This is a genomic window from Stutzerimonas stutzeri (assembly GCF_000219605.1).
GTDB classification, from domain to species: Bacteria; Pseudomonadota; Gammaproteobacteria; order Pseudomonadales; family Pseudomonadaceae; genus Stutzerimonas; species Stutzerimonas stutzeri.
The window spans coordinates 2542749-2563902 of the sequence record NC_015740.1 but is presented as its reverse complement, the minus strand read 5'-3'; the positions used below and the strand labels follow the sequence as shown (position 1 = coordinate 2563902).

The 21154-nt window shown below is 64.0% G+C and carries 22 protein-coding genes; 9 read left to right on the top strand and 13 right to left on the bottom strand.

What is annotated here, in order from left to right; translation table 11 throughout:
• The first annotated feature begins 7 nt into the window (after positions 1–7).
• Together PSTAB_RS11845 and PSTAB_RS11840 are read left to right on the top strand one after the other, a co-directional pair.
• Entirely contained in the window at positions 8–790 is a 783-nt protein-coding gene (locus PSTAB_RS11845; protein WP_011913595.1) for a class II glutamine amidotransferase, read from the top strand.
• Positions 784–1299: a DUF2937 family protein gene (locus PSTAB_RS11840; protein WP_011913594.1), complete on the top strand. Its 516-nt coding sequence runs from the start codon at positions 784–786 to the stop codon at positions 1297–1299. The genes PSTAB_RS11845 and PSTAB_RS11840 overlap by 7 nt, the downstream gene beginning before the upstream one ends.
• A 46-nt stretch (positions 1300–1345) precedes the next feature.
• Here PSTAB_RS11840 and PSTAB_RS11835 read toward each other — a convergent pair whose 3' ends face one another.
• From PSTAB_RS11835 to PSTAB_RS11820, 4 genes are all read right to left on the bottom strand, one after another.
• Positions 1346–2524, bottom strand: a complete 1179-nt coding sequence (locus tag PSTAB_RS11835; protein WP_011913593.1) for a vWA domain-containing protein — start codon at positions 2522–2524, stop codon at positions 1346–1348.
• 43 nt (positions 2525–2567) lie between these two features.
• Complete coding sequence (locus tag PSTAB_RS11830) at positions 2568–2972, bottom strand: GFA family protein (RefSeq protein ID WP_011913592.1); 405 nt, start codon at positions 2970–2972, stop codon at positions 2568–2570.
• A 52-nt stretch (positions 2973–3024) separates the two neighbouring features.
• Positions 3025–3873, bottom strand: coding sequence for an AAA family ATPase (locus PSTAB_RS11825; protein WP_011913591.1), 849 nt, complete (start codon positions 3871–3873; stop codon positions 3025–3027).
• 145 nt (positions 3874–4018) lie between these two features.
• Positions 4019–5089 (bottom strand): DUF748 domain-containing protein, encoded by a 1071-nt coding sequence (locus PSTAB_RS11820; RefSeq protein ID WP_013983085.1) that lies wholly within the window; start codon positions 5087–5089, stop codon positions 4019–4021.
• Positions 5090–5213: 124 nt separating this feature from the next.
• Here PSTAB_RS11820 and cysK point away from each other — a divergent pair, with 124 nt between their 5' ends.
• Positions 5214–6188 (top strand): cysteine synthase A, encoded by a 975-nt coding sequence (cysK, locus tag PSTAB_RS11815; protein WP_013983084.1) that lies wholly within the window; start codon positions 5214–5216, stop codon positions 6186–6188.
• Between the two features lie 25 nt (positions 6189–6213).
• On the opposite strand, the gene PSTAB_RS11810 is transcribed toward cysK, so the two are convergent.
• Positions 6214–7131: a DMT family transporter gene (locus PSTAB_RS11810; RefSeq protein ID WP_013983083.1), complete on the bottom strand. Its 918-nt coding sequence runs from the start codon at positions 7129–7131 to the stop codon at positions 6214–6216.
• A gap of 125 nt (positions 7132–7256) precedes the next feature.
• On the opposite strand from PSTAB_RS11810, the gene aceK reads away from it, so the two are divergent.
• Together aceK and PSTAB_RS22045 are read left to right on the top strand one after the other, a co-directional pair.
• The gene (gene aceK / locus PSTAB_RS11805) at positions 7257–8978 is read left to right on the top strand and encodes a bifunctional isocitrate dehydrogenase kinase/phosphatase (RefSeq protein WP_013983082.1); all 1722 of its coding nucleotides are present in this window, start codon (positions 7257–7259) and stop codon (positions 8976–8978) included.
• A 197-nt stretch (positions 8979–9175) separates the two neighbouring features.
• Entirely contained in the window at positions 9176–9301 is a 126-nt protein-coding gene (locus PSTAB_RS22045) for a PA1414 family protein (RefSeq protein WP_011913586.1), read from the top strand.
• Between the two features lie 6 nt (positions 9302–9307).
• Here the strand turns inward: PSTAB_RS22045 and PSTAB_RS11800 are convergent, their stop codons facing one another.
• A complete protein-coding gene (locus PSTAB_RS11800; RefSeq protein ID WP_013983080.1) occupies positions 9308–9979 on the bottom strand; it encodes a glutathione S-transferase in 672 nt (223 codons plus the stop codon).
• Positions 9980–10066: 87 nt separating this feature from the next.
• Here PSTAB_RS11800 and PSTAB_RS11795 point away from each other — a divergent pair, with 87 nt between their 5' ends.
• Entirely contained in the window at positions 10067–10648 is a 582-nt protein-coding gene (locus PSTAB_RS11795) for a tRNA-uridine aminocarboxypropyltransferase (protein WP_041771747.1), read from the top strand.
• Between the two features lie 42 nt (positions 10649–10690).
• On the opposite strand, the gene PSTAB_RS11790 is transcribed toward PSTAB_RS11795, so the two are convergent.
• Positions 10691–11110 carry a YbaN family protein gene (locus PSTAB_RS11790; protein ID WP_011913583.1) on the bottom strand — a complete coding sequence of 140 codons (420 nt, stop codon included), beginning with the start codon at positions 11108–11110 and terminating at the stop codon, positions 10691–10693.
• Between the two features lie 182 nt (positions 11111–11292).
• The gene (locus PSTAB_RS11785) at positions 11293–11880 is read right to left on the bottom strand and encodes a YecA/YgfB family protein (RefSeq protein WP_013983078.1); all 588 of its coding nucleotides are present in this window, start codon (positions 11878–11880) and stop codon (positions 11293–11295) included.
• Positions 11881–12049: 169 nt separating this feature from the next.
• Between PSTAB_RS11785 and recQ the strand changes: the two genes are divergently transcribed.
• Both recQ and PSTAB_RS11775 read left to right on the top strand, forming a co-directional pair.
• Positions 12050–14173, top strand: a complete 2124-nt coding sequence (gene recQ, locus PSTAB_RS11780) for a DNA helicase RecQ (protein WP_013983077.1) — start codon at positions 12050–12052, stop codon at positions 14171–14173.
• Between the two features lie 181 nt (positions 14174–14354).
• The gene (locus tag PSTAB_RS11775; RefSeq protein WP_013983076.1) at positions 14355–14786 is read left to right on the top strand and encodes a MarR family transcriptional regulator; all 432 of its coding nucleotides are present in this window, start codon (positions 14355–14357) and stop codon (positions 14784–14786) included.
• Here PSTAB_RS11775 and PSTAB_RS11770 read toward each other — a convergent pair.
• The gene (locus tag PSTAB_RS11770; RefSeq protein WP_041771746.1) at positions 14783–16969 is read right to left on the bottom strand and encodes a patatin-like phospholipase family protein; all 2187 of its coding nucleotides are present in this window, start codon (positions 16967–16969) and stop codon (positions 14783–14785) included. The two genes, PSTAB_RS11775 and PSTAB_RS11770, sit on opposite strands and share 4 nt — an antisense overlap.
• A gap of 71 nt (positions 16970–17040) precedes the next feature.
• Between PSTAB_RS11770 and PSTAB_RS11765 the strand changes: the two genes are divergently transcribed.
• On the top strand, positions 17041–17322 hold the full coding sequence (locus PSTAB_RS11765) for an Rdx family protein (RefSeq protein WP_013983073.1): 282 nt from the start codon (positions 17041–17043) through the stop codon (positions 17320–17322).
• Positions 17323–17346: 24 nt separating this feature from the next.
• On the opposite strand, the gene PSTAB_RS11760 is transcribed toward PSTAB_RS11765, so the two are convergent.
• The 4 genes from PSTAB_RS11760 to PSTAB_RS11745 form a co-directional block, all read right to left on the bottom strand.
• Complete coding sequence (locus PSTAB_RS11760) at positions 17347–18222, bottom strand: DMT family transporter (RefSeq protein ID WP_013983072.1); 876 nt, start codon at positions 18220–18222, stop codon at positions 17347–17349.
• Positions 18223–18345: 123 nt separating this feature from the next.
• Positions 18346–19104 carry an AraC family transcriptional regulator gene (locus PSTAB_RS11755; protein ID WP_013983071.1) on the bottom strand — a complete coding sequence of 253 codons (759 nt, stop codon included), beginning with the start codon at positions 19102–19104 and terminating at the stop codon, positions 18346–18348.
• A gap of 71 nt (positions 19105–19175) precedes the next feature.
• The gene (locus tag PSTAB_RS11750; protein WP_011913575.1) at positions 19176–20564 is read right to left on the bottom strand and encodes an adenylate/guanylate cyclase domain-containing protein; all 1389 of its coding nucleotides are present in this window, start codon (positions 20562–20564) and stop codon (positions 19176–19178) included.
• Positions 20565–20824: 260 nt separating this feature from the next.
• Entirely contained in the window at positions 20825–21142 is a 318-nt protein-coding gene (locus PSTAB_RS11745; protein ID WP_011913574.1) for an Mpo1-like protein, read from the bottom strand.
• Positions 21143–21154: the final 12 nt, after the last annotated feature.

Below are 21154 nucleotides of genomic sequence, written 5' to 3'. Positions count from 1 at the left end.
ATGACGCATGTGCGAGCTGCTTGGCATGAGCGCCAACGTGCCCACCGATATCGTGTTCAGCTTCACCGGCCTCATGCAGAGAGGCGGCAAGACCGGGCCGCACAAGGACGGCTGGGGCATCGCCTTCTATGAAGGTCGCGGCCTGCGCCTGTTCCAGGACCCGGTCGCCAGTTGCGAGTCCGAAGTGGCGAAGATGGTGCAACGCTACCTCATCAAGAGCGAAGTGGTGATCGGCCACATCCGCCACGCCAATGTGGGCAAGGTTTCGCTGGTCAATACCCATCCTTTCGTTCGCGAGCTGTGGGGGCAGCACTGGTGCTTCGCGCACAACGGCCAGCTCGCCGACTTCGAGCCGCCTAAGGGCATCTACCGCCCGGTTGGCGACACCGACAGCGAGCGCGCCTTCTGCGACCTGCTGAACCGCATCCGCCTGGATTTCCCGGACCGCTGCCCACCGGACAACCTGCTGCCGGTTCTGCTTGGCGCCTGCGTCGAATACCGCCGCAAGGGAGTCTTCAACTGCCTGCTGAGCAATGGCGAATGGCTGTTCAGCTTCTGCAGCACCAAGCTCGCCGAGATCACCCGGCGCGCGCCGTTCGGGCCGGCGCAGCTGAGGGACGCCGAGCTGACGGTGAACTTCCATGCCGAAACCACACCGGACGACGTGGTCACCGTCCTGGCCACCGAGCCGCTGACGAACAACGAACAATGGACGCTGCACGAGCCCGGCCAGTGGAGTCTATGGCGCCTCGGCGAGTGTATCGCTCGGGGGAGGGTGGCCGAGTGTTGAGGAGTTATCTGCGTCTGACCCTGTTCGCCTTCGGCCTGCTGGTCGGCATCCAGGTGCCGGGATTCATCGAGGCCTATGCGCAGCATGTCGAGGCGCGACGGCTGGAGGCTCAGCAGGGCCTGCAGGGCTTTCAGCAGACGGCGCAGCGCTTCTTCGGCGGCGATCTGGATGCCCTGGTGCAGCATTATCAGGACAGCGACGACCCGGTGTTCCAGAGCGATGCGCAGAGCGTGGAGCAGCTGGTAAGCCGGGCGCGGATGCTGGAGCGCGAATGGCAGGCGATGCAGGGGCCGTGGTACGCACGGGCCGCGCACGTCTTGCTTGGTGCACAGCGCAGTCTGCGCGAGCAGGTCTGGAGCAGCTACCGCTTCCAGGTCCTGTTGGCGCCCGAGGCCATCGCTTGGGGCCTGAGCTGTGCGTTGCTCCTGGCCTGGCTGGTGGAGAGCCTGTTGCTGGCCGCCAGTTTCCCGCTTCGCTCGCGGGCGCGACGCTACCGGCCGTATCGCTGAGCACCATCGCCGTGCGCTCAGCGGTCGCCGCCCAGGTGCTGACCGCTCACTTGGCCAGGAACTTCATCCCTTCCTCGAGCCCACTGAGGGTCAGCGGGTACATCCGGTCTTCCACCAGCTCGCGAACGATCCCGGTGGAGGTGGTGTAGCCCCAGGTATCCTTGGGATAGGGGTTGATCCAGATGAGCTTCTTGTACTTCTCCATGAAGCGCTGCATCCACACGTAGCCCGCTTCCTCGTTCCAGTGCTCGACGCTGCCGCCCGGCTGGGTGATCTCATAGGGCGCCATCGCCGCGTCACCGACAAACACCACCTTGTAGTCCGCGCCGTACTTGTGCAGCACATCCAGCGTCGAGGTGCGCTCCGAGGTGCGGCGGAAGTTGTTCTTCCACACCGATTCGTAGATGAAATTGTGGAAGTAGAAGTATTCCAGGTGCTTGAACTCGGTCTTGCAGGCAGAGAACAGCTCCTCGCAGACCTTAACGTGGGCGTCCATCGAGCCGCCGATATCGAACAGGATCAGCAGCTTCACCGCGTTGCGCCGCTCCGGTCGCATCTGAATGTTGAGCAGGCCAGCATCGCGCGCGGTGTGGTCGATGGTGCCGTCGATGTCCAGTTCGTCCGCCGCGCCCTGACGGGCGAACTTGCGCAGGCGGCGCAGGGCGATCTTGATGTTGCGCGTACCGAGTTCGACCTGGTCGTCGAGGTTCTTGTATTCGCGTTGGTCCCAGACCTTCACAGCCTTGCCCTGGCGCTTGCCGGCATCGCCGATGCGGATGCCTTCGGGGTTGTAGCCGCCGGAGCCGAACGGGCTGGTACCGCCGGTACCGATCCACTTGTTGCCGCCGGCATGGCGTTCCTTCTGCTCTTCGAGACGCTTCTTGAACTCCTCGATCAGCTTGTCCAGCCCGCCGAGGGACTGGATCTGCGCACGCTCCTCGTCCGTCAGGCTGCGCTCGAACTCCTTGCGCAGCCAGTCTTCGGGGATCAGCGCTTCGAGGTGCTGGTCGAGATTCTCCAGGCCCTTGAAGTAGGCACCGAAGGCCCGGTCGAACTTGTCGAAGTGGCGCTCGTCCTTGACCATCACCGTGCGCGCGAGGAAATAGAACTCGTCCATGTCGGCGAACACGACGCGGTGCTTGAGCGCATCGATCAGATCCAGCAGTTCGCGCACCGATACCGGCACCTTGGCGGCGCGCATCTCGTTGAACAGGCCAAGCAGCATGGCAGAAACCTCTGGCGCCGAGGTCGGCGCGATATACGGGCGCTCAGCGTGGGCTGTCGCCGTTGTGTTGGGGCATCCCGTCGCGAATCGCATACCAGTCGGCCTTCGAGTCGACGTAGATATGCGATTGCGGCGGCTCTGGCAGCGGTGAGTCGAGGGTGCCGGCGGCGACGCCGACCTCATGTTCGCGGTTGTCGACGAACAGCAGATTGGCACCGCAGCGAATGCAGAAGGTGCGCGTGACGTGCTCGGAGGAATGGTAGACGCCGAGCTGATCCTTGCCGGACATGAAGTGGAAGGCATCCAGCGGCACGCTCGCATAGGTGGCGAAGGCGGCGCCATGGGCCTTGCGGCACATCTTGCAGTGGCAGTGGGTCAGTGCGTCGATGGGGGCGTCGATGCGATAGCGCACGACGCCACACAGGCAACTACCGGTATGCGTTTGCATGGTTTCTTCCTCCAGTGAGTGCACGGCCGGCTCCACCGGAAACCGGCGTCGATCAGCGGCTGTTGGCGCGTCGGCTCATGAAGGCTAGACGCTCGAGCAGCATCACGTCCTGCTCGTTCTTGACCAGCGCACCGGCCAGCGGCGGGATCGCACGGGTCGGGTCGCGCTCGCGCAGCACGGCTTCGCCGATGTTGTCGGCCATCAGCAGCTTCAGCCAGTCGACCAGCTCGGAAGTCGAGGGTTTCTTCTTCAGGCCCGGCACCTTGCGCACGTCGAAGAACACGTCCAGGGCTTCGCTGACCAGCGACTGTTTGATGCCCGGATAGTGCACGTCGACGATCTTCTGCAGCGTCTCGCGGTCCGGAAAGGCGATGTAGTGGAAGAAGCAGCGGCGCAGGAAGGCGTCCGGCAGTTCCTTCTCGTTGTTGGAGGTGATGATGATGATCGGCCGCTGCGTTGCCTTGATGGTTTCGTTGGTCTCGTAGACGTAGAACTCCATCTTGTCGAGTTCCTGCAACAGGTCGTTGGGAAACTCGATGTCGGCCTTGTCGATCTCGTCGATCAGCAGGATGACCCGCTCCTCGCTTTCGAAAGCCTCCCACAGCTTGCCCTTCTTGATGTAGTTCTTCACGTCGTGGACCTTGTCCACACCCAGCTGCGAATCACGCAGCCGGCTGACCGCGTCGTATTCGTAGAGGCCCTGGTGGGCCTTGGTGGTGGACTTGATGTGCCAGGTGATGAGTTTGGCGCCGAAGGATTCGGCCAGCTGCTCGGCCAGCATGGTCTTGCCGGTGCCCGGTTCGCCCTTTACCAGCAGGGGGCGCTGCAGGGTGATGGCGGCGTTGACCGCGAGTTTCAGGTCGTCGGTGGCGACGTAGGACTGGGTGCCTTCGAATTTCATTGCGGATTCCTTCGGCGGGGCCTGGCACGCAGGCGCTCGTTGTAGTCAGGTGGACGACTATAAGGGAAGGCCGTGTGGCTGTGAACGCGAGCGCATCATTCAGTCACTGAATGGCCGTGTGCGTGTTTCTGGTGACGCCCGCGGATCATTCCTCCTCGTCCAGCGCGCGTTCGAAGCGGGCGGTGAAGGCCTCGACGAAGGCATTGCGCAGGATCGCGACGAACGCCTGGAACGGGCTGACGTCCGTTTCCTTGGTCGTGCCGGACAGCTCGACGCGGGTGGCGAACTGGTCCTTGCGCTGGTTTTTCAGCACTTCCTGGCCGCCGCCGACGACCGCCTCCCACAGGCCGCGGAAGAAACCCTTGTCCTCGTTGGCCACGTCCTGCTCGTAGTCGAAGATGTCGACGTTGCGCAGCAGCGGTTTGATATAGCCGTCGAGCTGGCTGTTGCTGGCCTCGACTTCGACCACCAGGTCGCCGGTGCCGCCGGCGAAATCGAACTTGCCATAGGCCCGGCTGAGGTCGTTCAGCTGCTTGAGCGGCACCCCTGTCACGCGCAGATTCACCTCGAAGTCTTCCCAGTCGGTGAACGGGTCGAAGCGCGCGGTCGCCTCGATCGGCGCCTGATTGAACAGCTTGCCGGTGCCCTCGAAGGTAGCCGTGCGAGTGCCGTCGGCATCGTCGGTGTTGGTCAGGTTGTACAGGCTCGCCTGGATGTCGCTGGCATACACGTGCACCTGCGGGTCGGAGGAAAAATTGCGGAACGACAGCTGACCGTCCACTACGCGAATCTCGTTGAGCGTGATGGGCACCAGCGCATCGAGCTGGTCGCGCCAGTCGACCCCTTCGCCGCTCTGCGAGTCGCCACTGTCGCCGCCATCGACGAAGTTCAGGTGTGGCTGTTTGAAGACGACCTCGCCGACGATTTCGCGGTGGCGCAGGATCGCGTCCCAGCTGATGGCGATATCGATGCTCGGCGCCTTGAACAGGGGGGCTTGCACCCGCTTGTCCTTCTTTTCGATCAGCAGGCCTTCGACCCGGTAGGCGCCACGCCACCAGACCAGGTCGACATCCTCGACATGGCCCTGATAGTCCCCCATGTCGGCCATCTTCTCGTTCAGGAAGTTGCGCACCAGGTGCGGCAGGGCGAGATGCAGCAGGATCAGCAGCAGGCCGAGCGCTAGCAGGATCCACAGGGGAAGCAGGCGGCGAGTCATGGCATTCCGGGATGTGCGAGGTTATGCACGATGGACCCCGGCCGGCAGGCATGAGTTCGGCTGGACTGTCGTCAGGACTGCGCATAGGCTGAACGGTCTGATACTCCTCGGACAGGGCCTTCCCATGAGTCGCATATACGCAGACAACGCACGCTCCATCGGCAACACCCCGCTGGTCATGATCAATCGTCTCGGGCCGAAGGGCGTGAGCATCATGGCCAAGATCGAGGGGCGCAATCCGGCCTATTCGGTGAAGTGTCGGATCGGCGCAGGGATGATCTGGGACGCCGAAGACAGCGGCCGGATCAAGCCCGGCATGACGCTGGTCGAGCCTACCTCGGGCAACACCGGGATCGGCCTGGCATTCGTCGCCGCCGCGCGCGGTTACAAACTGATGCTGACCATGCCGGCTTCGATGAGCCTGGAGCGACGCAAGGTGCTCAAGGCGCTCGGCGCCGAACTGGTACTCACCGAGCCGGCCAAGGGCATGAAGGGCGCTATCGAGAAGGCTGCGGAGATCGCCGCCTCGAACCCGGAGCAGTACTACATGCCCCAGCAGTTCGAGAATCCGTCCAATCCGGCGATTCACGAAAAGACCACCGGGCCGGAAATCTGGAATGACACCGATGGCGGCATCGATGTGCTGGTGGCTGGCGTCGGCACAGGGGGCACCATCACCGGCGTGTCGCGCTATATCAAGAACACCAAGGGCAAGCAGATCCTGAGCGTTGCCGTGGAGCCCGCCAGCTCCCCGGTGATCAGCCAGACGCTGGCCGGTGAAGAGGTGAAGCCCAGCCCGCACAAAATCCAGGGCATCGGTGCCGGCTTCGTACCGAAGAACCTCGACCTGTCGATGGTCGACCGCGTCGAGCTGGTCGATGACGACGAGGCCAAGCAGATGGCGCTGCGACTGATGCGCGAAGAGGGCATTCTGTGCGGCATCTCCTGCGGAGCGGCGATGGCGGCGGCGGTACGGCTGGCCGAACGGCCGGAAATGCAGGGCAAGAATATCGTCGTGATCCTGCCGGACTCCGGCGAGCGCTACCTGTCCAGCATGCTGTTCAGCGACATGTTCAGCGAGCAGGAACTGGTGCAGTAATACGCCTCGCGGCGCGGCTGCGATGTCAGCCGCGTCGCAGGTCCGCCTGTGGCTGGGCTGGCGGCGTTGGTCGCAGGATCAGCCACAACGCCAGTGCGATCAGTGCACCGCCCTGGACATAGGCCCAGGACAGCGGTTCATCGAGCAACAGCACGCCCCACAGCACGCCGAATGGCGGGATCAGGAAGGTCACGGTCAGCGTCTTGACCGGGCCGATGTCCGCCAGCAGGCGAAAGTACAGGATGTAGGCGAACGCCGTGCAGACCAGTCCGAGCCCCAGCAGGCTGAGCCAGACGGTCTGGTCGCCCCAGCTCACCGGCGGTGCGTTCAGCACGGAAAGAACGAACAGTGGCAGCAGGCAAAGCGTTGCCCCTGCCTGGCTGCCGAATGCCACCACCTCGCTGTTCAGACTGTCGCCCTGCTGGTTGATCCAGCGGCGGGTAAGGAAGCCGCCTACGCCATAGCAGGCCGTCGCGCCCAGGCACGCCAGCGCACCGAGCAGCACCTCCGTGTCGAAGGGCACCGGGCCGATGCGCATCAGCAGGGCAACACCGCCGAGTCCGCTGAGCACACCAACGATCTTGGCCAGCGTCAGCTCCTCGGCAAAGAACAGGGCGCCGATCAGCACGCCCATCATCGGCGTGGTGGCGTTGAAAATGGCCGAATAGCCAGCCGGCAGCAGCTGCGCGGCCACCGAGTACAGCACGAACGGCACGCCGGAGTTGATCGCGCCGAGCACCAGGCACAGGCCGAGCTTGCCGTGGAAGTCCCAGCGTGTGCGCATCAGAGCCAGGATCGCCATCAGGCCGACGGTCGCCAGCAGTACGCGAAAGAAGGCGGTGGGAAAGGTCCCGAGTACGGGGGCGATGATGCGCAGGAACAGAAAGCTCGCGCCCCAGATGGCGGCAAGGCCGAGCAGGCGAAGCAGGTCAAGCGGTCGCATGGACTGGCTCCATCTCGCGAAGCAGCAAGTGTTGTCGCCCTTTGCGCAACTGGCAATCCGAAACCGACTTTCAAACAGCGGGCTGCTAAGCTCGGCGAACCTTCATGTCCGGCAGTGGGTGCATCATGGTGCAGCACGAACTGGCCGCGGAAATCGCGCGGCAGATTCTCCTCGGCTTCGACGATTATCGAGAGCATTTCCGTCTGATCACCGAAGGCGCGCGGGCGCGCTTCGAGCAGGCGCAGTGGCAGGAAGCCCAGCGCGCCTCCGCGGCGCGGATCAGTCTCTACGAGGAGAAGGTGGGGGAAACCCGGCGCCGTTTGCTGGCCAGCTTCGATCATGCCGACCTGCTCCAGGTCGAGGCCTGGCCGCAGATCAAGAGTGCCTACATCGAGCTGATCAACCCGCGCTTCGACGATGAACTGTCGGAAACCTGGTACAACTCGATCTTCTGCGGGCTGTTCAGCCACGACTGCATCAGCGACGGCACCATGTTCATCCATACCACCCGGCCTGCGGTGCGTGCTCATGAGCGGCTGGCGCAGACGCGTCGCTACCGCCCGAACGGTGATCTGCGCGGGATGCTGGAGCAGATCCTGCGCGACTATGCGTTCTCGGTGCCGTACTGCGATCTGCCGGGTGATCTTCAACGGTTGCAGACGCAGCTCTGCGAGACGCTGCCTGACTGGGTCTGCAAGGACCCCGAGCTGACCGTCGAGGTGTTCGTGTCGGTGCTCTATCGCAACAAGGGCGCGTATCTGATCGGGCGCATCTTTACCTGCGACGAGCAGTGGCCATTGGCGATTCCGCTGTTGCATCGCGATGGTCAGGGCATCGTGGCCGATGCGCTGATCACGGACGAGGCGGAGGTGTCGATTATCTTTTCCTTCACTCGCTCCTACTTCATGGTCGAGGTGCCGATCCCTGCCGAGTTCGTCGGCTTTCTCAAGCGCATCCTGCCCGGCAAGCACATCGCCGAGCTGTACAGCTCGATCGGCTTTTACAAGCATGGCAAGTCCGAGTTCTACCGCGCACTGATCGACCACCTGGCCAATACCGATGACCGTTTCGTCATGGCGCCTGGGGTGCGCGGCATGGTGATGACGGTGTTCACGCTGCCCGGCTTCAACACGGTGTTCAAGCTGATCAAGGATCGTTTCTCGCCGATCAAGAGCGTCAACCGCGCCAACGTGATCGAGAAGTACCGGCTGGTGAAAAGCGTCGATCGGGTAGGGCGTATGGCCGATACCCAGGAGTTCGCGGACTTCCGTTTCCCCAAAGCCAAGTTCGAGCCTGAATGCCTGGCCGAACTGCTGGAAGTCGCGCCATCGACGGTGGAGGTGCAGGGCGACACCGTGCTGGTGCGGCATTGCTGGACCGAGCGGCGCATGACGCCGCTGAACCTTTATCTGGAAAACGCCAGTGAACAGCAGGTACGCGAGGCGTTGGAAGACTACGGCCTGGCCATCAAGCAGCTGGCGGCAGCCAATATATTTCCCGGCGACATGCTGCTGAAGAACTTCGGCGTCACCCGCCATGGTCGGGTGGTGTTCTACGATTACGATGAGATCAGCTTTCTCACCGAGGTGAATTTCCGCCACATACCGCCGCCGCGCTACCCGGAGGACGAAATGGCGTCCGAGCCCTGGTATTCGGTGGGGCCGAATGACGTCTTTCCCGAGGAGTTTCCACGCTTTCTGTTTGCCGATCTCGGCCAGCGTCGACTCTTCGCCAGCCTGCACGGGGAGCTCTACGACGCCGATTACTGGAAGGGGCTGCAGGATGCCATCCGCCAGGGCAAGGTGATCGACGTCTTTCCCTATCGGCGCAAGGCCGACCGCAACTGACGCAGTGCCGTCCGCGAAGTCGGTGGAACGCCCAGGCGCCCGCTCGGTCGCAGATGTAAAGCGCCGTAACAAAGCGGCGCCCGTACAGCAACGTATGGCCACATTGCGTGCGAGCACCAGGCCGGAACTTGGATTATGCTGTCCACATAGGCCGCATGGCTCCGATGTAGCCCGTTATCTAGCAGGAGGGTATGACCATGAAAGCATGGCTCAATGAAATGTATTGGAAGCTGGCGGTCGCTCTTGGCTTGATCGAACCGCCTCGTATGCAACCCATCCCCGTACGCGCCCGCCGCGAGCAGGAGCGTCGCGCCCAACGCTGAGCCGCGTCACGCGGTGGGCAGGGCCGGTCCGCCGCGTTCGACGGCTCGTTGATAGGCGGGCCGTTGCTGTATGCGTTCGAGAAAGGCCAACAGGCGCGGGCGGCTCTGGTCCAGCCCCGCTCTCGAGCGTGCCGCCTCGAGCGGAAAGCTCATCTGAATATCCGCCGCGCTGAAGCTGTCTCCTGCGAACCAGGGGGATTTCTCCAGCTCCGCTTCCATATAGTCCAGATGCGTCTTCAGTTGAGGACCGATGAACGCCTTGTGCGCGCCGTTGGCGATGGCACGGGCTACCGGCTTGATGAAAAACGGCATCGGCCCGCTGGCGACCCGGTCGAACACCAGCTTCAGCAGAAGCGGCGGCATGGCCGACCCTTCCGCGTAATGCATCCAGTAGCGAAACCGTCGGTAGTCGGCGCTTCCCTGGGCCGGCATCAGCCGACCGTTGGCGTAGCGCTCCAGCAGGTATTCGAGAATCGCAGCCGACTCTGCCAGGGTCAGGTCACCGTCAGTGATAACGGGGGATTTGCCCAACGGGTGAACGGCTTTCAGTTCCGGCGGAGCGAGCATGGTTTTCGGATCGCGCCCGTAGCGCTTCAACTCGTACAGCAGCTCCAGTTCCTCCAGCATCCAGAGCACGCGGTGCGAGCGGGAATGGTTCAGGTGGTGGACGGTGATCATGCGGGCTCCTCGGTAGCAGGTCGGGGCAAGCATAGCCGTTCGGCAGAGCACTGCCCGATCTGGCAGACTTCGCGGCCGAGGTGAACCATGTCCCGACCACGCTGCTCCCGCTGCCACCGCCCGTCGCTGCACTGCCTGTGCGCATTGATTCCGTCTCTGGGAAGCCGCACGCAGATCGTCATCCTGCAGCACCTCAGCGAAGCGAGCCATGCGCTGAATACTGCGCGCCTGGCGGCGTTGGGCTTGCGCAGCGCGCAGTTGCAGATCGGCGAGCGTTTCGATGAGGTCGCTGATGCAGTGCCGACCTATCTGCTCTTTCCGGGCGAGGACGCCGTGCCGCTGTCAGTCGTCGCCCACGATGACTTGCCGGTGCGCCTGATCGTGCCGGACGGCACCTGGCGCAAGGCGCGCAAGCTCCTGCACCTCAATCCCTGGCTCGCAGCGCTACCGCGGGTCGCGCTACCGGAGGGGCTGTCCTCGCGCTATCGGTTGCGCAAGGCACCTATGCCCGGTGCGCTGTCCACCATCGAGGCCATCGTCGCCGCCTTGAACACCCTCGAGGCGCCCGAGCGGTACGATGACCTTCTGCGACCGTTCGAGGCACTGATCGAAGGGCAGATCGACGCGATGGGGGCGGATGTCTACCGGCGCAATCACGGTGGTTTATGAGTTCTGGCGGGACAGGTTTCAGCCTGCAGATAGGCTTGGCGTTTAGCGCGGCTCGGGCTGCTTGGCGACCGCCAGGGTTTTCTGCCTGAGGATGTACAACGTCACCAGTGTCGCGCTCAGCAGCATACCGACGCGTGCCCAGACAAACGGGACCAGCCAGCAGGAGACGCTGATGCTGATCCACATCGTTGCAATGGCGTAGACCTTGCCCTTGAGTGGGATGCCGTTGCCTTCGAGGTAATCGCGAAACCATGGCCCGAGATGCGGGTGATCGACCAGCCAGCCGTAGAACCGCCGCGAGCTGCGCACGAAGCAGGCAGCGGCCAGCAGCAGGAAGGGAGTGGTTGGCAGCACGGGCAGGAAGATGCCGATCACGCCCAGCGCCACGGCGAGCCAGCCTACCGTGAGCAGCGTCATGCGGATGACCGGATTGCGGTGCTGCCGAATGTCGCGATGGGCCATGGCGCTACTCGCTGCTGCCTTGCAGACCGCCACGAATGGGGAACGACAGCCGGGTGCTATCCGGACCCGGACGGTGCAGAAGCCGAAGGCCTGAGGGCTGGGACATGGACGGCTCCTCCTGGCAGAGAGCGGCGGTTAGGCTTCGCCTGCCGCCGTCGCCTGCGTCCGGCATCGAGCCGCGATCAGTGGCGGCGCGGCTTGAGCAGGGCGGGTTTTTCTTCCGGTGCATGGCAGATCAGGTATAGCGCTGTCAGCAGCTCCGGAATCTGCGCCACCATTTCGTCCACCAGATCGGGATTGTCGGCGATGTCGGCAAATTCCGGCTGTTCGTCGAACAGCCCCGAGCCGACCATGATCGGCAGCAACAGCTCGCTGACCTCCTCCTCGGAGTCTTCGAACCAGACTGCTTCGCGCATGAATACGCCTTCCATGAAGCCGATGCACCAGCCGCGCAGGTCGGACTCGTCCGGGTCTTCGCCGAGGTCCAGTTCGCACGGCAGTTCCATATCCTCGTCGCTGGCCAGCTGGCGCGCGATATGGGCCTTGAGCTGGACCAGCGTGGCCTCGATGGCCTCGCGTTCCGTGTCGTCCTTGTATTTCGGCGGTTCGGAAAACAATGCATCGATCCACTCGCGCTCGGGTACCTGTTCCGAACAGATGCACAGCGCTGTCAGGTAGCCATGGGCGGCGATGTAATCCAGTGCTTCCTCATGCAGATCATCTGCATCCAGGAAGACTTGCAGGCGGGCGAGTTGCTTGGCGAATGACATCGGGAACTACCTTGGGGTGGGAAGACAACCCGGATTCTAGACGAGGCGCGGTGTCCAGGCTACTCGCGCCTCGTCCGCCGCCTGCGTGCAGCCGATCCGGCAATGGCGCAGCGGTCCTGAACTCCGTGATGCGCTCGCGTATACTGCGCGCCTTGTTTCGGAGACCGGCATGCTCGACCAGGCACAGCGCATCCTCAAAGACGTATTCGGTTACGACGCCTTTCGCGGCAACCAGGGCGCGATCATCGAGCGTGTGGGCAGTGGCGGCGATGCGCTGGTATTGATGCCGACCGGCGGCGGCAAGTCGCTCTGCTATCAGGTTCCGGCGCTCTTGCGCGAGGGGCTGGCGGTGGTGGTTTCGCCGCTCATCGCGCTGATGGACGACCAGGTCGCCACGCTCGATGAGCTAGGCGTCTCGGCCGTCGCCCTCAACTCGACGTTGAGCACGGACGAGCAGCGCGACATCGCCGAGCGTATCCGTCGCGGCGAGATCAAGATGCTCTACCTGGCGCCCGAACGCCTGGTCCAGCCACGCATGCTGGCCTTCCTGCAGCGGCTCGAGATCGCCCTGTTCGCCATCGACGAAGCGCATTGCGTGTCCCAGTGGGGCCATGATTTCCGTCCTGAGTACATGCAGCTGGGCCAGCTCGCCGAGCTGTTTCCCAACGTTCCGCGGATCGCCCTGACCGCCACGGCGGACAAGCGCACCCGCGAGGAAATCGTTCAGCGCCTGCATCTGGAAAATGCCGAGCGGTTTCTCTCCAGCTTCGACCGGCCGAACATCTTCTATCGCATCGTGCCCAAGGAACAGCCACGCAAGCAGCTGCTGGGCTTTCTCGCCGAGCGCCGCGGCGACGCCGGCATCGTCTACTGCATGTCGCGCAAAAAGGTCGATGATCTGGCCGCCTTCCTCACCGAACAGGGCTTTCCGGCGCTGCCTTATCACGCGGGCTTGCCCAATGAGCTGCGCGCCTATCACCAGAAGCGCTTTCTCAACGAGGAAGGGCTGATCATGGTGGCGACCATTGCCTTCGGCATGGGCATCGACAAGCCCAACGTGCGTTTCGTCGCCCACCTCGACCTGCCCAAGTCGCTGGAGGCCTACTATCAGGAAACCGGTCGGGCAGGGCGTGACGGGCTACCGGCCGACGCCTGGATGGCCTATGGCCTGCAAGATGTAATCTTCCTCAAGCAGATGCTCAACAATTCCGAGGGTGATGAGCGGCACAAGCGGGTCGAGCAGCACAAGCTCGATGCAATGCTGGCGCTCTGCGAGGAAACCCGTTGCCGACGCCAGGCGTTGCTGGCGTACTTCGACGAAGAGCTGCCCAGGCCTTGCGGCCATTGCGACAACTGCGTCGACGGGGTGCAGACCTGGGACGCCACCGAGCCCGCTCGCCAAGCGCTTTCAGCCATCTATCGCAGTGGTCAGCGCTATGGCGTCGGGCATCTGGTGGATGTCTTGCTGGGACGCGACAACGACAAGGTACGCGGCCTCGGCCATCAGCATCTGTCAGTGTTCGGCGTCGGCAAGGCGTTGTCCGAGGGTGAATGGCGCTCGCTGTTCCGCCAGCTGGTCGCCCGCGGTTTGGCCGATGTCGATCTCGAAGGCTTTGGCGGCTTGCGGTTGAGCGATAGCTGCCGCCCGCTGCTGCGTGGTGAAGTCAACCTCGAGCTGCGCCGGGATCTATCCAGCAAAGCGCCGAAACCGGCATCCAGTGCCGCCAGCCAATTGGTGCGCAGCGAGGAGCGCGAGACCTGGGAGGCGTTGCGTACGCTGCGGCGCAAGCTGGCCGAAGAGCACAGCGTGCCGCCCTATGTGATCTTTCCGGACGCCACCCTGCTTGAAATGCTGCGCAGCCAGCCGGCGTCGCTCGCGGACATGGCGCGCATCAGCGGCGTCGGCGCGCGCAAGCTGGAGCGCTACGGCCAGGCCTTTCTCGAGGTCTTGCAGGGTACAGTCGAGGTGGTCAGGTCGCCGGCTGACCTGCGTCATGAACTCGTGACCCTGGCCCGCGCCGGCATGACGCCGGCGCAGATTGCGCGCCAGCTCGATTGCAGCGAGAAGAACGTCTACACGCTGCTCGCCGAGGCCATCGGCAAGCAGCAGCTGAGCCTGGAGCAGGCGCTCGACCTGCCGGAAGACCTGCTTGGCGAGATTCAGGAAGCCTTTCTCGACGGCGAGGGCGAGCTGCCTCCGGTGGGGGATGTGGCACCGCTGTTCGCCGGACGGGTCCCGGAGCAGGTGCTCTATTGCGTGCGCGCTGCGCTGCAGGCCGAGTTCGAATTGTAACGGGGTGCATCGGCAGCGCCGGCCTACAGCGCCCGGCGCTGCGGCCTTCGAGCCCAGCCCGACTGTCCCTCTGCCATCATTGCGCCTTTGGCACGCCTATCAGCAACCGAAGGTCGTCTTGCCTGGTTATCGGAGCTGTGGTTAGCTCACTAATAATTAGTTTTTGCAGGAATGGTCGTACATGTACGCCGAGCAACATCGCTTCGCCATGCAGTTGGCGCAACTCTCGCGTGGCTGGCGCGCGGAACTGGATCGGCGCCTGGCCGATCTGGGCCTGTCTCAAGCACGCTGGCTGGTACTTCTGCACCTGGCCCGTTTCGATCACGAACCCACCCAGCGCGAGCTGGCGCAAAGCGTCGCGGTGGAAGGCCCCACGCTGGCACGCCTGCTCGACAGCCTCGAGGCGCAGGGGCTGGTACATCGCAAGGCATCGGCCGAGGATCGCCGTGCCAAGCGCATTTCCCTCGGGGCTCCGGCGCTGCCGCTGATCGAGAAAATCGAGGCGATTTCGACGCAGGTCCGCCAGGAGGCCTTTGCCGGGATCGACGAAGAGGACCTGCGCAAGTGCCAGCAGGTGCACGCGCGCATCCTCGCCAATCTGGACAAGCGCTAGAAGCTGCGTCCCAGATTCATGTAAAGCGCCTGCTCGTCCTCGTCGTTGATGCCGTAACCGAAGTTCAGTGGGCCCAACGGCGTGTCGTAGCCGAGGAAGATGCTTGCGGCGTTGATGTAGCCGCTGTCGAAGGCGTTGTCGTTGTTCCAGGCCCGGCCGCGCTCGAGCGATCCACCGAGATAGAGCGGAAAGTCCAGCGGCTGGAATGCGCGCGGCGTCACCCGGCGGTAATACACCACACGCCCGAGGCTGACGTTCTGCCCCGACAGCGCGTCCTGACGAAAGCCCGATAGCTGGCGCGCGCCGCCGAGCAGGAAGCTCGAGGTGACCACCTCGGCGTCGTCCAGGGTGCGACCGTAGAGACCGCCCAGTACCCAGGTGTTGGCACCATGGCTGAGCGCCTTGTCCAGCTTGATGTTCCACTGTCGATAGCGCTGGTCGGAACTGAGGCTCGGGTCGTACTGACGCAGGGTCAGACGTATATCCTCGCCCTCGCGGGGAAAGTCGATATTGTTCAGCGTATCGAACGAGTACTGCATCTCGTAATAGCCTTCGGTGAAGCTGAAGTCCGGCAGATCGCGCTCGCCGATCCGCACGTCCGCTTCCCCCCAGGCCTGGCCGATACCGAAGCGGATCTCGCCGTTATTGGCGATCTGCCGGCCGAGATTGAGACCGTAGCCGTACCGCTGCAGGCGGTATTCGGCGATCGGGTCGTTGTCGAGAATGGCCTCGACGTTCTGCGCCTCGATGAACAGGTTCGGTGCGGCGAACCAGCGTGAACCGGCGTCCAGCGGCTGGTAGAACTCGCTATAGAGCTCCTGGCGATCCCCCAGCTGGAGACGGGTCAGCCATTCGGCGCCGAGCTGGTTGATGCCATTCTTGCGGTAGCTGGCGCCCAGGTTGAACACGCTGTCGCCCTGAAAATCGTCGGAAAGGCTCAGCCCCAGGCGCAGGTAGTCGGTTCCGCTGCGCTTCTCGCGTGCGTTGATGACCAGGGTGTTGTCTAGTTTTCCGCGCTGGACGCGATATTCGACCCGCTCGAAGTAGTCCAGGCCGTAGAGCGTGCCCATGTCTTTTTGCAGGCGCTCCAGGTCCAGCGGCTCGCCCAGCGGCTGGCGGATGTGCCGCCGGATCACCGCATCGCCGACCTTGGAGTCGTTTTCCACCCGGATCGCTGTAATGACCGGTGTGCGCGGGTCGCCGGAGCGCGCGAGGCTCAATGCCGGATTGCCGCCAGTCGTCGTGCGCATTTCGGCCAGTCGTCCTTGCAGCGCGAGCGTCGCACGATAGCCGGCATCGACCAGCTGCTCGGCGCGGGCGAAGTCGGTAGAGCCGTAGGCGGCCAGCGGCGGCTGGATCAGCACGTCCTGCGGCTGCAGCGTGGCCAGCTGCGCTTCGGAATTACGCCGGGTCATCATGGTGGTGGTCTGGTTGAGCACATCGACCACGGTCACCAGCTCCTTGCGCGGTTTGAGCGGAGTACCGATATCCACCACGATCAAACGGTCGACGCCCATGTCACGCGCCACATCCATGGGGATGTTGTCCACCATGCCGCCGTCGACGAGCAACCGGTCATCGATCTCCACCGGCGCGAACACCGCCGGGATCGACATGCTCGCGCGGATCACCTGGGGCAGGTGGCCGCGGCGGAAGACCACCTTTTCGTCATTGGCGATGTCGGTGGCCACGGCGCGGAACGGAATTGGCAGCTGGTCGAAATCGCGGGTGTCGCTGGCATGCACCAGCAGGCGTTCGAGCAGCAGTGCGAGGTTCTGGCCCTGGATCACGCCCAGTGGCAGGCCGAGGCTGCCGTCGTCACGAAAGCTGAGCTTTTGCTTGATGAGAAAGTCGCGGTCGTCCTGCTTGCGCCGGTAGGGAATGTCCTGGCGCGGCGGGTCGTCGGACAGCACCTGCTGCCAGTCGAGGGTGAGCGCCAGTCGCTCCAGTTCGGCCACGCTATAGCCCGCCGCGTAGAGCCCGCCGACCACTGCGCCCATGCTGGTGCCGGCGATGGCGTCGATGCGCACGCCCTGTTCCTCCAGGGCTTTCAGCACCCCGACATGGGCCAGCCCGCGCGCGGCGCCGCCGGACAGCACCAGGCCGGTCCTGGGTTGGGCCGTTTCGGCAAAGGCAGCTGGCAGGCAGACAACGAGGAGCAGGAAAGCGAGCAGGCGAAACATGGTCGAACCAGAGGTATGCACGGGAGAGGCGGCTATTATAGGCGGCACTCAACCAGCCGGAGGCGCCGCGCATGAGTCCTGCCAAGCCTGAAATCGTCATCACCTATTGCACCCAGTGCCAATGGCTGCTGCGCGCCGCCTGGCTGGCTCAGGAGCTGCTTTCGACCTTTGCCGACGACCTGGGGCGGGTGTCCCTGGTGCCCGCGACCGGCGGGACCTTCCACATCAGCTGCGACGGCGAGCAGATCTGGGAGCGCAAGCGCGACGGCGGCTTCCCCGAGGCGAAGGAACTCAAGCAGCGGGTGCGCGACCGGATCGACCCGCAGCGGTCGCTGGGGCACAACGACCGCTGAACCGGGCCGGGCGATCGCGTAGGTTCAGCTCACTGGCTGGGGCGTGGGCGCCGGGCTCTTCAGGCGGCTGGTGATCACGCTCGCGATGATGATCAAGGCGCCACCGATCAGCATGCGCAGCGTTGGCTGCTCGTTGAACAGCCACCAGGCGAAGGCGATGCCGTAGACGGGCTCCAGAGCGAAGATCACCGAGGTGGTTCGCGCTTTCAGTACCCGCAGGCTGGCAACGAACAGGCTGTGCGCAAGCCCGGTGCAGAGCACTCCCAGCAGGGCGAGCCAGAGCCAGTCCTGCGCCGGGATGGTCGGGATCGCCGCTCCGCAGAAGGGCAGCAGGCCGGCGAAGATCGCCAGGTTCTGCCACAGCGCCGATCGCACCGGATCGAGGCCACGGGTGACTGCGCGATTGAGCAGCGACAGCAGCGCGAACAGCAAACCCGAGAGCACGCCATAGAGCAGTCCGGTGGTCGGGCCGTTGCCGAGATCGAAGGTGGGTGCGACCAGCAGCAGGCCCGCGGTGACGAGGCCAACCATGGCGAACTCCACGGCGCGGGTGCGCTCGCGGAACAGCAGGCCTTCGAGCAGTACGGTGAACGCGGGGAAGCTGGCGAAACCCAGGGTGGCGATGCCGACACCGGCGATCTTCACCGCAATGAAGAAGGTCAGCCAATGCGCGCCGAGCAACAGCCCTCCCAGCGCCAGACCGGCACGCTGACGCCAGCTGGGCAGCGCGCCGCTGGGGCGCAGCAGCTGTGCCACCAACAGCAGGGCAAGCACGGCGAACAGTGCACGGCCAAAGGTGATGACCAGCGCCGAGCTCTCGGCCAGTTTCCCGAGCACGCCGGACAGGCCAAACATCAGCGCGCCGAGATGGATCGCCAGCAGGGCGTTGCGCGGCGTCATGGCGTGAGGAACCGGCGTGAGCTGCGCGTTACGCAGCGCATATGAAGCGAGCTGATCATGGCGAGCTGAACCTTGACGAATCAGTGGCCATGCTAGGCCGCGGGCGAGCGGGTGTCTGTCGCGTCAACCATCGATTTTGTCGCGCAACTCTCGCCGCAGCGCGCGCGGCGTGCAGCCTCGGGCGCGCACCAGGGCGGCGGTAAAGGCGCTTTGCGAGCCATAGCCGACGCGCGCGGCGATCTCGCCAACCGGCAGGCGGGTATCGTGCAGCAGCGCCTCGCCCTGTTGCAGGCGGCGCCGGCGAACGTACTCCATGGGCGTGCAGCCGGTCTCGCCTAGAAAGCGCGCGTGCAGCCGTGCCACGGACAGACCGGCGATGCGTGCCAGATCGGCGACCTGCAGCGGGTGTGCGAGATGCTGGTCAATGAAGCTGTCGATGGCGGCCAGCGGCAACGCGGTAGAGTCGGACGCGGCGCCATGTACGCCGTTCAGGCTGGCCAGCAGCAGGACGGCACCCTGCTCGGCGATCACCGAATCGTTGATCGGGCTGCTCGCCAGCCAGCTCACCAGGCTCTGCTGGGTTGGGCCGAGACGCAGCGTGTCCGGGCGGTCCAGCAACCGCAGGCTGCTTTCGCAGTGGTGGCCCAGGCGCTGGCGCAGCCAGCCTTCGGACGGCACATCCAGCACCAGGCAATGGCTGCCGGTCACACTGGCACAGGCGTGATGCACGGCTGCAGGGACGATTGCCAGGCCGCGTTCGCCGATCCGGCTGCCGCGTCCGGCGATCTCGAACTCCAGCTGGCCACTCAGGCCGAACACCAGTTGCGGGTGGTCGTGGCTGTGGGCAATGAGGTCGTGCTGGTAGTTGCGCAGCGATAGCATCGGCGATCTCGAAAGCGGGCTCTGCGGACCGGACACGGTAACCGCACGCTGCCAGCCCGCCAATCAGTAAATCAGAGGATGACCTTGTCGCGGAGTTTCTCGGCGGCCTGTTGCAGCGCCTGGATTACCCGCTCCTTGTCGAAGTTCTGCACGCCGTTGGTGTCCAGGTACATGGAGAAGCCTGGTAGCTCGTGCTCGACGAAGCTGTTGGTCGCGCCCAGGTCGCGGCGGAAGTCCACCACCTGGTAGATCTGTACCGGACGGGAGAAACCCTTGACCGCGATCTGCCCCTTGTCGCGGCACATGATCACGTCCTTTACCAGCGAATAGGTTTCGTGAGAGACCAGGATCTCGCTGGCCTCGGCCGCGCTTTCCAGGCGGCTGGCCAGGTTCACTTCGCGGCCGATGATGGTGTAGTCCATGCGGGTGTCGGCACCGAAGTTGCCCACCGTGCAGTAGCCGGTGTTGACGCCCATGCGGATTTCCAGCGGGCGGGTGATGCCCCGCGCGCGCCATTGCTGGCGCAGTACCTTCATGTGCTTGCGCATCGCGATGGCCATGGAAACGGCCGCCACCGCGTCTTTCTTGGCGCCCTGGCTGGACGGGTCGCCGAAGAACACCATCACGCAGTCGCCGACGAACTTGTCGATGGTGCCGCCGTACTTGAGGGCGATCTTCGACATTTCATTGAGGTAGTTGTTGAGCAGGTCGGTCAGGGCTTCTGCTTCCAGCTCTTCGGAGAGCTCGGTGAAGCCCTTGATGTCGGAGAAGAACACCGTCAGCCGCTTGCGCTGGGTTTCCAGGCGAACGCTACGCTTGCCGGTGAAGATCGATTCCCAGACCTGTGGCGACAGATACTTGGCCAGGTTGCGGGCCAGGCGCGCGGCCTTGGCCTGTTCCAGTTCGATTTCCTTGCGCGCCAGCGCCAGGCGCACGCCTTGCTGGTGAACGAAATAGGCGGTGGCGCAGACATAGAATGTTGTGAACAGAATGCTGACCAGCGAGACCAGCGGCGGGGTGACGCCCTGGTAATGCAGACTCACCACGGGGTATGCCAGGCCGATGCCGATGCCCACGCAGAGCAGCGCCATGGCCAGGTTGCGCAGGCTGCCGCTCACCAGGGCGCTGAAGCTGAGGGTCAGCAGGAACATCAGGCTGGGTACGATGGAGAAGCCGAGCAACAGGATGCCGGCACCGGCGTTCATGGCGTCCAGGCAGAGCAGGACCTGTGCCGTGCGTTCCGGATGATCGCGCTTGAAGCGGTAGCTCAGGTGATAGGCCAGGTGCGGATAGAGCAGGGCGTACGGCACCATCCACAGCAGGTCCATCGAGAAGTACTGGATGTAGGTACCAGCGGCAATGGTCGCGGCGCAGATCAGATAGGCGAGCACGCGGGAGTAGTACTCGCGCAACGGGCGAGTGGCGAGGCCATTGCGGCGCTCAACCCTGGTGGAAGTCATTATGCGTACGATCCCTGGTAGATTTATCGACGCCTTTTTCTATGCGCCTTGCAGACTGCCACCGGGCGGGATCGGCGCCAGGCATCGATGATGGTGGCTCCGACCGAATCGCGCGGGTTTCAGTCTCGCCGTCGCGGAGCCAGCTCGGCGATGACCGGTCCGGGCGACAGCCGACAGATCATAACCAAGCCGCGCCGCATCGCCAAACCAGAGCGTCGAAAGTGCGCATACGCTGGTCGGATATGCTGCTGGCGTCGCACTCAGAAGCGGACGCGGCCGGTCAGCATGTCCTTGAACATGACCCAGTCGCCGAGAAGGCTGTACAGCGGATACTGAAAGGTCGCGGGACGATTTTTCTCGAAGACGAAATGGCCGACCCAGGCGAAACCGTAACCGGCCACAGGCATCGCCAGCAGCCACAGCCACTGCTGGCTGATCAGGGCGTAGCCGAGAATCGCCAGGACCAGCAGGCTGCCAACGAAATGCAGACGGCGACAGGTCGGGTTGCTGTGCTCGGCCAGGTAGAACGGATAGAAATCGGCAAAGCGGGTGAAGCGTTCGGCGGTTTGCGTACTCATGGCGTACCTCCT